Raw genomic sequence first — 12,697 nt, forward strand, 5'->3', positions numbered from 1 at the left:
GTATCGGCAGGTATGACGACTATTCCATTGTCCGCCCTCACTATCTGTTCGCGTGGCCACGAAGGGGTGTACCCTGCGGACATCGACGATGCCCCCGGACGTCTCGGTCATGAGGTCGCGTTCTGTATCAACTGCGAATGTGGCACAGTCGTTCTCGCCGTCGCGTGGGGCGACAAGACTCGCGTGATGGCGACCGGCGGCCTGGGCCTGTACGCGGCATTCGAGAACAGTGGTTGGCCGGAGCTCGACTTCGGCGATCCACGTGTCGAGAGCCCGTTCCTGGCCCGGATGATCAACACCCCCGACGGATGGCTGGAGTTCCAGCGAGGCTACACAGCCGGAGAATTCTAGTCGCTGGACCTTTTTGTGATCGAGCGGGCGGTGCGGGCGTTGCGCCCGCGCACTTTTCGATGTGTCTAGAGCCCGCAACCAGGGCGGTCAGATCGGCGGCCACCCTCCATCGCCGATCCAGTGCCGCATCCAGGAATGGCGTCACCCGCTACCCCCAGACGGCGGGTCGACGAGGAGGCGCGCATGGCGGCCTTTCGCTTCGTGGCAATTCGTTACGGCATACCAACCCCCGACATGGCAACCGAGACCATTGAAGCAGGCATCGTGAAAATGAATTTAACTGTGAATTTGCGAGGATCGGGCGAAGCGCGTTACGATATGGAATCAAGAATTACTCGTAGCGCTATTCCTATGATCCGTGTGTTGGTTGATCATACAACCGGCTCGCAGCCTTAGGTCGCCTGTTCGTGGTGGTAGCCGCATGCGAACGTATCCGGGCATTCGGGATCGCTGTACGCCCCCACCCTGATATCCTGGGTGATCTTTCATCGGTGGCGCCTGCACTACCGCCCCGTCTGCTGGATCAATCGCCATCAGGTCGGCGCCAGCGGGAGTAGAGTGCGACCGTGATCAAGGTGCAGATTGAGGCGCGTGTTATCGACATCGTCAATCATGTCGTTGCAGGCGAAGGGAAAGTCGAAGACGACTACGTTGAAGCAAAAGCTATGTGGCTGCCACCCGATAAAGTCGCTCGAAAGATCGCCGCCATGGCAAATGCCGCCCGCGGGGAACCGGTTATTTGGATAGTGGGGCTGGATGAGGAGCGACATCGTGTGGTTCAGGTGGATGAAACGGATCCGGCTGACTGGTGGGCGGCGGTGCAGAGGGGCTTTGCTCATGAAGTTTCGCCAGACCTGATCACAATCAACGTGGCGACCGATCATGGTCGAGTGGTCTGCCTGTACTTTGAGACCGACCGCGCCCCATATCTTGTAAAGACTGGAAGTACGGGAACAGCAACCACTGAAATTCCCTGGCGCTCGGGCACTCGTACGCGAACGGCAACGCGAAGTGAGCTGCTATCGCTTCTCCGTACGTCCACCTCGATCCCTCGACTAGAATTGATTCGCCCGTCCGCGATGTGTTTCATCCAGGAAGCCGTCCAGCTCTCGGGCGAAAAGAAGGCCGTTTGCAGCTTTAGCTTCAAATGCCTGATGTTCTTTGACACCGATATGAATGGATCCCTGCTGCTGCCACGACATAGGTGGTCGTGTTCGCTTAGGGCGAGCTCAGGCCCTGAATTCAATATAGAGCCCAAAATTGCGGATTTTTCAAAATCCGGCCGAATAGGCGAGTTTGGCGTGACTGCGCGGAAGTCTGGATTATTAGTGACCGGTCCTGACGTGGTCGAGTTCAATGGAGGTGTAAATATTTCAGATGTAGAGTTCGAGGCGGTTTCACTATCTGATTGGGTTGAAATCAACATCGAATTGCCCACCTCTGATTCGGTTCGGTCAGCTAAAATACGAGAAAGATTGACTGATCGTGGAAGTGGGCATATGGCAACGCATGGTTCCGGCTTCAGAGTGTCATGGGGAGACCATAGCAATTACCGATGGCCCGAAGGTCTTTCGCTTATTGACTAGCTTTGACGCCCGAAAGGTAATATCGGCGGCGTGGCCTTTCTGGGATGGTTGTCTGTATTGCATGAAGCGCCGAACCGCCGCGGTGATGTGTGGCCGCTACCGAGGATCGCGGACTCTTTCACCTCAGCGTTCTAGCTGAGGTGTGAGTACACAGTGTGTATGGCCTGCTGCTCCATGTCGGGAGTGCACATAGGGTCTCAACGACGGGCCGGATTTGCCTGGTGTAGAACGCCCTTCGGGAAGCGCGGCTATCGCTCCGGATCGGGGATCGGGTTGCCCGCATTCGGTCGGCACAACGCATTGATCCGCCTCGGCATGACCGACGAATCCTTAGAGGATTTCCGCGACGTTATTCTCCGCCCGACTTTGGCGGAGCTGGTCGCAGACGTACCGGCAGACGAGGTTCTTGAGAAACTCCGGGTCCGTACTGAGGAATCCGGAAGAAAGCGGCCTCGCAGGGCAAACGATGAGAGCATCAGAGAAGGCGAACTCGACTTCCTCCGTGCCCGGCTGAAGTGCCGCGACCTCATCCCTGGACTGACCGTCCACCAGGCGAAGGGACGCGAGTGGGACCGCGTTGGGGTTGTGCTGAACTCCGAGCAGGAACACATGCTCGGTGAAGGTCTGCGCGAACTGGAGCCGGAACACTGTGTACTCTACGTAGCCCTGACCAGAGCGAAATACACCTGCGGATCGTTACGGCGTCCGCTTGAGCTCGACCTGACCGGGGTGACCAGCTAGCCGGGGCGGGTCACTGGGCGCTGGAAGCGGGAGTGCCCCAGTCGATCAGTCCTCGTCCTCGGCGACGTCGTGACTGGCCGGGTATCCGGTGGCTGGTCGAGTCCGGTTGGGGTAGAGCAGGTCTTGGATAATTGGTTCGTGGTGGCTGAACGCGGCCTCGTTGTAAGGCAGTTCGGCGCTGGCGTGGTGGCCGATACGCGGGCCACGTTCGGGCAGGTCGGCCAGTCGGAGCCGGTGGGTGACGGCCCCGCCGTTTCCGGTGGTCCACAGGGCCCATACCGGTCCTGCCGGGCCGTCGGGGTGGGGCATGTCGCGGCTGGTCGTCGCGATCACCAGGCCGGGACTGTAGCTGCTGCCGAGCGCGCGACGCAGTGCGGCTCGTAGCCCGGTCTCGCGGCGGGCCGAATGCACCGAGAACAGCAGGATCCCGAACTTGTCGGTCGGGAACCGTTGATAGTCAGCGAGTTTGGAGGTCACGGTCTTCAACGACTCGGTGCCGGTGTCGTATTCGAGGAAGAACCGCACCACGCGGTCGTGCTGTTCCCAGCAGCCGTAGCCATCGGGATGGAGTTGATCCTCGCCGGAGGCGTGTGTCCAGAACATCTCGGCGCATTGGCGCTCGGACCACCACTGAGTCAGTCCCTGCACCGGCTCCGGTACTGCCGGTCCGTGCCGGCAAGCGGGGTTGCGGTGGGCGGCCAGGGCGCAGAAGAAGCCGTTCACGCCCAGGCGGTGGGTGAGCATCGGTGAGGACGCCAGCCGCTCCAAACTCAGGGCGTACTTGGCGGGGGCGGGTGGGGTCTGCGCGCGCTGGGCCGCGATGAGGCGCGCACCGGAATAGCCGAGCGCGTGGCGTGTCTGGGTGGTGCCGCCGCCGTAGAGGGACTCACGGAAGGCGAACAGCATGCCCATCTCGCGCAGTTTCCGCAGTCGATCCTGCGCGCGCCGCACCGACGCGAACTCCAGCGACGCGATCTGGTCGGTGGTGAATGCCTTGTGCTCGGCGAGCAGGGCCAGCAGGCGACGGTCACGATCGAGCAGACGGAACCATGCGCCAGCGTCGGGATGCCCGCCCCGATGCACGCTACGCCCGCCGCGCGGACCGATTGCGGAATACCTACGAGCTTTCGTAATCGTTCTGGATTCCGTTCGCTTGCCTCGAATTCCCGTCTGAGCTGCCTGAATGTCGTTGGTGTGTTCGGCGTTTGGGGTGGCGGCTATAGGACGCCGAGCATCCGACGCCCCATCCGCGCCACCAACCGCCGACCCATCCGCCACCGGGTTGTGCTCGCGTCCGGTCATCGGGCCTCACCCTGGGCCCGTTGCCCGGTCCCTCCCGCGTGGACCCAGAAGTCCGGCCCGTCGAGGTCCATCTCCTGGTCCGCCGAGTCCGCCGGCGCGCCGCCGCCTGCCTGCCACCGCCGCAGCACTTTGCGGCCGTAGTTGTTCGTGCCCGCGATCCGGTCCAGCTCCGCGCCGGTCGGTGTCCGGCCAAGCGACCGCTCGCTGCGGTAGTACGCCCACATGCGCTGCTCCGCTGTCAGCGCAGCGGGTGAACCGGGCCGGACCGGGACCGGTGCGAGACGCACGACCGGTGCCGCGGATTCGGTGGTCTCGTCCGTCTCGCTGGTCTCGATCGTGGTCTCGTCCACAGTCTCGGTGGTCTCGGCGTGATGCCGTTTCAGGGCGCGGTTCAACAACTCGACCGCGAGCAGTAACGCCACCGGCGGGCACGCGGCCACCGCGACGCTGAACACGCTCAACACCGGGGCCGCCGCGATGTTCGCGCACAGCGACAAGCAGATCCCGAACGCGAACGCCGACCAGGCCGCCCACCGGCCGCCCGCACTGCGGTCATGGCCGGTCTTCCACAGCTCGACTGTCGCTAGGGTCAACAGCCCGTCCACGATGACCGGCCAGATGCCGGCCGTCGTGGAGTCCGCGCCGAACCGCGACGCGAACTCCCGACCATGCCGGTAGGAGGCGTATGCCGCGCCGATCGCGACCACCGCGGTGCAGGCGCACTGGATCCACAGCGTCCGGTCGCGGCCAACGGAAGCGGTGCTCATCTACGCTCACCTCCAGCCCAGTCGACGTGGCTCAAATTGCAGGAGGCACAAGCGAATACCTGCGAACCGGTGGCCGACCGGCCGAACGGCACATGCGGAACACGAACGCGGAGGAAGTCGGCTCCACACACCACGCAGGCCAACCCATCGGCCTGCGACACGGTCAACCCGGTGAAGATCTGTTCGGCGTTCACTGGGTACCACCAGCAGTGGAGCGACGACGCCGCCGGACGATGTCGACGGTGGCGGAAACCTGCAGTTCATGGCGGATACGGTTACGTGCAGATCCAGTACGTGCCGCGCCGGGGGCACAACGGCGCGGCCGGAGACGGCGCTGCCATGGAGAGCTTCTTCGCACGCCGCAGAAGAGCGTCCTGGATGGCCGATCCTGGTCTAGGCGGATCGAATCGAGCCCGGTGCGATCGAGCCGAGCATGCTGATCATGGCACATCCGGTGATCAGATTGATTGCCGCCGTGGCGTACTGAGCGTTCTGATCGGCGGGCACGGTGAAGGGAAGGATCGTCGCGGCAGCGGTGACGAGCCCGGTGATCCAGTAGAAGAACGTAAGCGGGTTCGGCATCGCATCCAGCAGTAGTTCCAGTAGTGCGGTGGCCAGCAGTGCCACGACCGCGGCACCGAGCGCATAGCTGGTGGTGTTCGCCGTGCCGTAGGCGCCGTCGCGAGCCGGGGCCAGTACCGGAATGTGGAACACGCCGCGTACCAGAAGAATCGATACGAGGACCAGCAGCGACGTGACCCCGGCAGTGCCGATGCCGCCTGCCCATAGCCGGCCCGTGCGAATTCGTGGCTGCGGTGACGGGGGCAGCGGCTGGTGTGGCGGATGGGGATGCGGCTCGACCGGCGCGGCGGACATCATGTCTTCGTACTCGTCCATATCGCCACCATCTGCCAGGTCAGGGCCCCGCCCCCAGGGCTCGAGGTCAACTCCGCGAAGGACTTTCGCCTCACATATCGTCGGCCGGGACAATCGGATCCGTTCCGGTTCAGGCTCAGGCGGGCGGTCGTCACCGAGGACACCCTGCTCGCCGACGCCGCCACCCGAGTTGTGTTGCGCCCGAAGCTAGACGCTGTCGTCGCGGTCGACGCTGCCGGCCGGGTCACCGGGATCGTCTCCGCTGCCGACCTGACCACCGCTTGTGATCGTTCGGCACTCGGCTTGCCGGTGGAACGGCGACTTCGCCAGGTCCCGCCCACCGATCGGTGGATCGCATAGCCACCGGCCTTCCAGTCGAAAGGTCCCGCTGATGCGGGACCGAAGGCTCTCCCCCGGGACGGACGGCGGGGCATCGCTCCGATCACCAGCTCGTCCACCGGCCGCGCTGGCGCCTGCTGGTGGACACTCGGGTCCATCGGATGGGGACCTTCGGCCCTACCGCGAACCGGGCGCACACGCGCATTGTCGCTGCGGCACAACCGTGCCCAGGACAGAAAACGACTGCGCGTGGGCGAGATGTTCGAAAGCCCGGCCGGGATCGTGACCGTCGTGTGCGGAACCGGGATCTGCCCGAACGGCCCGATATGGGTCGACGAGGTCCCGGCACCGTTGTCGCGATCGACCCGGAGACAGTCGCCGCCGTCCGACTCGTTCCCAGACCGAGCACGTCATGAGGAAAGCAGGTAAATCTTCCGTGGCACGCTATCTGAGCCAGACCGAGCTGTTGACCGAGTTGGAGCCCGTCGCGGAACAGGAGGTGAACCGGCATCTGAGGACGGCCAAGGATTGGCATCCCCACGACTACGTCCCCTGGGACGAGGGCCGAAACTTCGCTGCGCTGGGCGGAATCGACTGGGACCCGGAGCAATCCTCACTCAGTCCGGTCGCGAAAGCGGCGATGATCACCAACCTGCTCACTGAGGACAATCTTCCCTCCTACCACCGCGAGATCGCCGGGAACTTCTCCGTCGACGGCGCGTGGGGTACCTGGGTAGGGCGCTGGACCGCCGAGGAGAACCGGCACAGCGTCGTCATGCGCGACTACCTCGTCGTCACCCGCGGTGTCGACCCCGTCGCCCTGGAGAACGACCGCATGAGCCACATGAGCAACGGATTCGCCGCGCCCCCGCAATTACGCGACGAGTCGGGCGCAGGGCTGCTGTATTCCGTGGTGTACGTGTCGTTTCAGGAACTGGCCACCAGGATCAGCCACCGCAACACCGCGCGCGTGTGCGCCGACCCGGTCGCCGAGAACATGCTGCAGCGCGTTGCCCTCGACGAGAACCTGCACATGATCTTCTATCGCAACGTGACCGCCGCGGCTTTGGATCTCGCGCCCGACCAGGTAATGGAGGCGATCGATCTGGTGGTGGAGAACTTCCGCATGCCCGGGTACGGGATGCCCAACTTCCGCCGCCACGGCGTGCTGATGGCCAAACACGGCATCTACGACCTGCGCCAGCACCTCGAGGAAGTCGTCCGACCGGTCGTACGGAAGTGGAACCTGCTCGATCGCAACGACTTCGGTCCGCGTGGCGAAGCAGCCCGCGACCGACTCGCGGCGTTCCTCCACGACCTGGAAACAGTCCAGGTCCCGCGGTTCGAGGAACAACGCGACAAAGCCCTGGCCCGCGAGAGCCAGCGCCGCGCCACAGTCGCTTTCACACAGGCGAATTCACCACTTCGACCGGACAACAGATCCAGCAGATCTGGGTCTGGGGATCGACCGTGCGCCTGATCTTCGATCTCGGCCTGCCCAACCAGGGCGGCATCTTTGTCGACGTGGACCACTTCCGGTTCACGGACGCAGCCGGCCAGGAGCACGGCGTCCGGGTCGACGACGATCCGCTCACCGCGGGCCCGGTCATGGGCCTGCTGAACCGCAGGGTGACCACCGCCGTCGTACAGGACCGGAAACTCACGCTCACCTTCGACACCGGTGCCCGCATCGTCTGTCCGCCGCACCCACAGTACGAAGCCTGGGCAGCAGGCGTCGGCCGACGGTGGTGGAGTCTGGCACTGCCCACCCGGCGGAACCGAGGCGGCGGCATACACCCCTGACACCACCTCACCCCTGGCACCGAGGCACGACAAAGCCCCCGACCGCCTGGTTCGATGTGCCGAACCTGGGTCGGGGTGTCCTCTTCCTCATGCCGAAATCGTCTCGCTCCACTCGCCGGCCCGAGGTCGCGGCGACTTTGGCGGCGCTACCAACCTCGGCGCACAGCGGCCTTGGGGCCAGCCACCAAGCTCCTCGCCGGTACGTCATCGGCCACGACTGCACCCGCAGCGACCACGGCGTCACGCCCGATGCTGACCCCCGGCAGGATCATCGCCCCGGCACCGATCCATACGTTTTCCGCTACGTCGATCGGTGCACCGGTAAGGAATTGGCGCCGCTCTTCTGGGTCCACCGGGTGGCCCACGGTGATGAACGTGGCCTTCGGGCCGATCATCACACCCCTGCCCAACCGGATGCCGGCGTAGTCCAAGAAAGTGCAGCCCTGATTGATGAACACGCGCTCGGCCAAGTCCAGGCGAAGCCCATGGTCGGTGTAGAAGGGCGGGTAGATCGTGACTCCCGCAGGGAGAGGACGACCCAGGATCTGCTCGAGCAGGGCTGCCTTACCCGTCTCGTCGTCGAAAGGCATGACGTTGAGACGAGAGGTCAACTCGGTGACCTGCATAACCCTCTCGCTCATCGCTTTGAACTCGGCACCGAGAACGCGTTCGCCCTGGGCCAGGAGCTCGGCATCGTGGATCAGCATGAAGTTGTCGCTCGCCATGCCGACATGAAATCATCTGCTACACAGCCAATTTCTACCGGTCGGCGTTAGCGAGACTTTCTCGCGGATGCTCCTCGACCCCCGGCTGGCCATGGGCGTGAATTTTGGCATCGGTTCAGCGTGAATCCGGACATCAGCAGGCCTGCTGCGAGTGTCGTTGTGAGCGCGAAAATGACACCGCGCCGAACGGCGTGTCGTTGGGGCGGTGGTGTTCGTGTCGCGGTGGGGTCAGTGTTTGCCGCGGGTATGGGCGAGCCGGTAGGAATCGGTGCCGGGCAGCTCAGCTCGACGATCACGGGCAGCCGTGGGCCCCACTCAGTCCGCGACGGCATCCACCCGCAGGTAGCTGCAAACGGCTTCGCGGCTCATACCGAACTCATTGGCCGGCACCGGCTTCCGATCACTCGCTGACGGTGGCCAGAGCCATGATCACTTCTTCGGTGGTGCGAATATGCTCAGCGAACAATGGGCCGGTGAGGTGGTGGGCCGCGTGCATCAGTTCGTCGTTGTAGGCGGCGGTCGCGTCGGTGACGAGGGTGACCAGGTAGCCCAGCTCCATGGCGTGGCGCGCGGTGCCCTCGACACAGCCGGGCGCGGTCATTCCGGCGATGATGACCCGTTCGATCCCGCGCGTGCGCAGCTGCAGATCCAGGTCGGTATTCGCGAAGCCACTCATTCCCCAGTGCTCGTAAGCCACGACATCGCCCTCGCCCGGCGCCAGCGGCGCATACCATCGGCCGCCGGCCAGCGTCGGTCCCCGCCGGCCCCAGGTCGGCCCGCAGGAGGTCGTCGATGACCGGTTCCGGTGGTTCGAGTTTCGAGCCCCCGCGCCGAGTACGCCTTGCGTTCGGCCGACCACGGCGAGGCCACCGCTTGGCCGACCTCGCGGCATCCGACGCCGCATTTACGCCGAATCGCCTGTTCGACAGTCCCGCTCGCGTCACGGCGTATCGCGGCGAACAGCCCGGCCCGCGACACGATCGCCACGGCGACGCCCTGGTGGAGGCATCGTCCGACGCCCGTGGATGCGCGCCGCGGTGTCGGGGCCACCACCACTGGGGAGGTGATCGAAGCGATCGGTTGAATGCGGCTTCTAATATCGCTATCTCATATTTTTCTAGCTTTGTCCGCACCGGCGGGCAGAACGGATACATGAAGGTGCGCATTCAGACTCGAGCTGTCAGGTTGGCCCTCGCCGCGTCGGCGATCGTTGCTGGATCAATAGCTGTAGCCGGACCGGCGGTTGCGGTCGCGACCCCAGCCGAGGCATGCGGCAGCAATTACTACGAAATCGACCACCACGACATCCCCGGCGCACGCATCCACCTGCTCTACAACGGGTCCGTCGACTGCGTAGTCACGACGCAGAACAACCCAGGCACCGCAGTCGACATGTACGCTCAAATCGCGAAGCAGAACGCGGACGGAAGCTTCACCAACTACATCACTGACCAGGGCAAATTCGCTTACTACGCCGGCCCGGTGCGAGTAACCGCTCCCGGCGTCTGCATCGACTGGGGAGGCATGATGACGTCCGGCGGGGTAGCGAACGTCTGGTTCTCAGGAGCCTCGCACTGCGGCTGACCGCCGCAAAGCCGAGAACTGTGTGCGCGAACGCATCACCGCTATCCATGCCCGCGCATGAGAGTGCAGACCCGGTTCTCGGTTGTCGAGCCGTACCCAGAAGAACATAATCTCCGCCGGCGCCATTGTCACGGCGACCACGGACATGGGGTCGTCGCCCGCAAGAGGCCGTGCGGTCGTAACCGAGCGTCAGGCTGCGAACACAACGGTATTGCCACCCAACTGCTTTGCCCGGTACATCGCCGAATCCGAGCTGCGGAGCAACTGTTCGGGGTCAGGGTGGACATCGTCCACGGTGACGGCCACCCCGATGCTGGCGGTGACAGGTTCGATGGCAGCCTCGATGGCCCGGCACAGCCGTTCCGCCTCACTCATGGCGGCACCGGCGTCCAGCGGCACGAGCACGACGAATTCCTCGCCGCCACTGCGGGCGACAATCGAGGCCGGCGGACGTTCCGCGAGCAGGCACACCGCGGTACGGACGAGCACCTGATCGCCGACGCGATGGCCGAAGGTGTCGTTCACCTGCTTGAACCGGTCGAGGTCGACTGTCATCAGCGCGATCGACTCGTGGACACCGGGCTCGAACCACGTCGAGACGTAGTAGTCCAGCCCCCGGCGATTGAGCAGGCCGGTCAGCGGATCGGTCAGTGCATCCCGGCGCAGCACCCAGTAGCAGAAGTGCATCCCGGGCAGGACGAACACGGTGACCGACACCATCGTCAGGACGATCGACACACTCGCCTGGCCGTCGATCTCCCCGTTGTGCACCGTCAGCCAGGTCAGGGCCAGGATCGACAGCACCGACCACACGCTGTGAACGGCGAGGATGCGAGGTCCGTGAAAGATCGCCAGGTAGCCGCCCGTGACCACCAGCCGCATCAACCCGAGCGCACCGAACAGCCGGTCACTCTCGACCAGGCAGTTGGCGGTGATCGCCACATCCGTGCACGCCATCAAGGTCAGCGAGGTCTTCTCGCCCGGCCAGGGCGCCGAACACCAATACACCGCAAACGCGGAGCAGAAAACGATGTCGAATATCGCCACCAGGCGCCCCGCACCGACCGGCCCGGCCGTGGACGTCAAGTCCGTCGTGATGACCGCTGCGTAAATCGCCCCGACGAGAGCGACAGCCACCTTCATGACGAAGAGTGCGCCGTGCGCCTCGAGCGTTCGGATCAGCCACCCGTATTCCGGGCGGTCGCGCCACCAGGCCGCCATTGTCCGCCAGCCGGATTCCTCCGATCCGATCATCGGTCGACACCTCCGCTCCAGACCGCTCCTGATCAGCACACTGTTCCTGTATCGAAAAGGTACACAGCGCCCCGTGGAACGGGTCCGTATCGCCGAGTCCCGGATGGCTCCACCACTGCGCCGATCCTGTTCGAGCCCCGGACTCTCAGCGATCGGCTCACTATGAACCATCTCGCCCGGCACCAGATCGAGACGATTCCGTTGAACCGGTTCACCATCCCCGCGGCAATACCCGGGTTCGGCGGGAGGTTTCGCTCGGCTGGCATCGGTGCATCACAGCGAATCGTTCCGCCTCGGGCACGGATGTCCACCAGCGCTTCCAAGAACCTCATTCCGGATCCGGAGGACTGGCAACCGGAGTCGGTGTGGCGAGAGTGTACTCGCGGCCGTCTCGCGGCAGGGCCACAACATGTGCCACGCCACCAAACTGGCCGCTCGTCGGGAATCACAACTGGCCGACCTTCGGGAATATACGTTGGCCGCTGACGGGTGACCTCGCAGCGGCCCGGCCCATCGAGATCGGCGGAGGCGACGGATCGGTTGCCGAGACCGCAGCTGGGATCGGCTCCAGCTCGGCGTGCTGAACGCCCACGGCGCACGATGTAGCGATCCGCCACCGCGGACAGACGCGGCAGGCGCGTCCCGGCGAAGTCAGGTCCCTGCGGGGAGGTCCTACCATGGCGTGACATGGCAGCACAGCGAGTGAACGAGTCCCGGCACGAATTGCCGGCAAGCCTCGTCGATGTCGCGGGCAACCGCCTGCGCGATGCGATCCTCAGCGGCGCGCTGGGCCCCGGCGACAAGATCGTCGAGGAGCAGTTGTGCGCGGATCTGGGCATCAGCCGAGCCCCGCTGCGCGAGGCCCTGCGCCTGCTGACGCAGCAAGGGCTGGTCGAGCATCTCCCCCGGCGCGGATCGCGCGTGGCCGACTGGTCCGCATCCGACATCCGCCAGCTGTTCGATCTGCGGCTGGTCCTGGAGCGGCACGCCGTCGAAATCGCCTTGCCCCTGGCCGATCCCGAAACGGAGCTGGGGCCGGTGCGCGAAGCCCTCGCGGCCATGGCCGAAGCGGTGGACGCCCTGGGCCGCGACGACGCGCATCGACGCTTCCACGCCGCCGTGGTCGCCCTGGCGGCCAACCGTCAACTGGATATCGTGCTGGAGCCCATCCTGCTCAAACTGCAGCTGCCGATGGCTATGAACCTTCGTGAGGAAGCCAGGCACCACCGCGCTCGTGACGGTGTCGACCGGCACCGCGCCCTCCTGACGGCCCTGGAATCCAACGACGCCGCCACCGTGATCACGGCGCTGGAGAATCACGGCCAGCTTCGCTACCTCGATCTCCGGGACGACGGCTAACACGATCGAC

Annotated in this window: 14 protein-coding genes; 8 read left to right on the forward strand and 6 right to left on the reverse strand. The window is 64.6% G+C overall.

Annotated features, from left to right (window positions below):
• Window positions 1-12: 12 nt before the first annotated feature.
• The 4 genes from EBN03_RS10815 to EBN03_RS10825 all read left to right on the forward strand — a co-directional run bounded on the left by EBN03_RS10815 (window position 13) and on the right by EBN03_RS10825 (window position 2,678).
• Entirely contained in the window at window positions 13-351 is a 339-nt protein-coding gene (locus EBN03_RS10815; protein ID WP_147471527.1) for a hypothetical protein, read from the forward strand.
• Window positions 352-534: 183 nt separating this feature from the next.
• Complete coding sequence (locus EBN03_RS33665) at window positions 535-747, forward strand: hypothetical protein (protein WP_147471528.1); 213 nt, start codon at window positions 535-537, stop codon at window positions 745-747.
• Window positions 748-917: 170 nt separating this feature from the next.
• Window positions 918-1,937: an AlbA family DNA-binding domain-containing protein gene (locus tag EBN03_RS33670; protein WP_147471529.1), complete on the forward strand. Its 1,020-nt coding sequence runs from the start codon at window positions 918-920 to the stop codon at window positions 1,935-1,937.
• A gap of 315 nt (window positions 1,938-2,252) precedes the next feature.
• Window positions 2,253-2,678, forward strand: coding sequence for a 3'-5' exonuclease (locus EBN03_RS10825; protein WP_158675589.1), 426 nt, complete (start codon window positions 2,253-2,255; stop codon window positions 2,676-2,678).
• A 45-nt stretch (window positions 2,679-2,723) separates the two neighbouring features.
• Here EBN03_RS10825 and EBN03_RS10830 read toward each other — a convergent pair whose 3' ends face one another.
• The 3 genes from EBN03_RS10830 to EBN03_RS33675 all read right to left on the reverse strand — a co-directional run bounded on the left by EBN03_RS10830 (window position 2,724) and on the right by EBN03_RS33675 (window position 5,644).
• Window positions 2,724-3,761, reverse strand: coding sequence for a replication-relaxation family protein (locus EBN03_RS10830; RefSeq protein WP_122187789.1), 1,038 nt, complete (start codon window positions 3,759-3,761; stop codon window positions 2,724-2,726).
• A gap of 215 nt (window positions 3,762-3,976) precedes the next feature.
• A complete protein-coding gene (locus EBN03_RS10835; RefSeq protein WP_122187790.1) occupies window positions 3,977-4,747 on the reverse strand; it encodes a DUF2637 domain-containing protein in 771 nt (256 codons plus the stop codon).
• A 393-nt stretch (window positions 4,748-5,140) separates the two neighbouring features.
• Window positions 5,141-5,644 carry a DUF6069 family protein gene (locus EBN03_RS33675; RefSeq protein ID WP_147471530.1) on the reverse strand — a complete coding sequence of 168 codons (504 nt, stop codon included), beginning with the start codon at window positions 5,642-5,644 and terminating at the stop codon, window positions 5,141-5,143.
• 754 nt (window positions 5,645-6,398) lie between these two features.
• On the opposite strand from EBN03_RS33675, the gene EBN03_RS10855 reads away from it, so the two are divergent.
• On the forward strand, window positions 6,399-7,442 hold the full coding sequence (locus tag EBN03_RS10855) for an acyl-ACP desaturase (protein ID WP_122187794.1): 1,044 nt from the start codon (window positions 6,399-6,401) through the stop codon (window positions 7,440-7,442).
• Complete coding sequence (locus EBN03_RS10860) at window positions 7,433-7,765, forward strand: DUF6188 family protein (protein ID WP_122187795.1); 333 nt, start codon at window positions 7,433-7,435, stop codon at window positions 7,763-7,765. Before EBN03_RS10855 ends, EBN03_RS10860 begins: the two co-directional genes overlap by 10 nt.
• 146 nt (window positions 7,766-7,911) lie before the next feature.
• Here the strand turns inward: EBN03_RS10860 and EBN03_RS10865 are convergent, their stop codons facing one another.
• Both EBN03_RS10865 and EBN03_RS10870 read right to left on the reverse strand, forming a co-directional pair.
• A complete protein-coding gene (locus EBN03_RS10865; RefSeq protein ID WP_122187796.1) occupies window positions 7,912-8,490 on the reverse strand; it encodes a DapH/DapD/GlmU-related protein in 579 nt (192 codons plus the stop codon).
• Between the two features lie 400 nt (window positions 8,491-8,890).
• Complete coding sequence (locus tag EBN03_RS10870) at window positions 8,891-9,394, reverse strand: cysteine hydrolase family protein (protein WP_122187797.1); 504 nt, start codon at window positions 9,392-9,394, stop codon at window positions 8,891-8,893.
• Between EBN03_RS10870 and EBN03_RS35000 the strand changes: the two genes are divergently transcribed.
• Window positions 9,364-10,074, forward strand: a complete 711-nt coding sequence (locus EBN03_RS35000; RefSeq protein WP_233608317.1) for a hypothetical protein — start codon at window positions 9,364-9,366, stop codon at window positions 10,072-10,074. The genes EBN03_RS10870 and EBN03_RS35000 overlap by 31 nt on opposite strands.
• Window positions 10,075-10,263: 189 nt before the next feature.
• Here the strand turns inward: EBN03_RS35000 and EBN03_RS10880 are convergent, their stop codons facing one another.
• Complete coding sequence (locus tag EBN03_RS10880; protein WP_158675590.1) at window positions 10,264-11,367, reverse strand: GGDEF domain-containing protein; 1,104 nt, start codon at window positions 11,365-11,367, stop codon at window positions 10,264-10,266.
• Between the two features lie 648 nt (window positions 11,368-12,015).
• Here EBN03_RS10880 and EBN03_RS10885 point away from each other — a divergent pair.
• Complete coding sequence (locus tag EBN03_RS10885; protein WP_122187800.1) at window positions 12,016-12,687, forward strand: GntR family transcriptional regulator; 672 nt, start codon at window positions 12,016-12,018, stop codon at window positions 12,685-12,687.
• The last annotated feature ends 10 nt before the right edge of the window (window positions 12,688-12,697 follow it).

Source organism: Nocardia stercoris, assembly GCF_003696265.1.
Classification (GTDB): Bacteria; Actinomycetota; Actinomycetes; order Mycobacteriales; family Mycobacteriaceae; genus Nocardia; species Nocardia stercoris.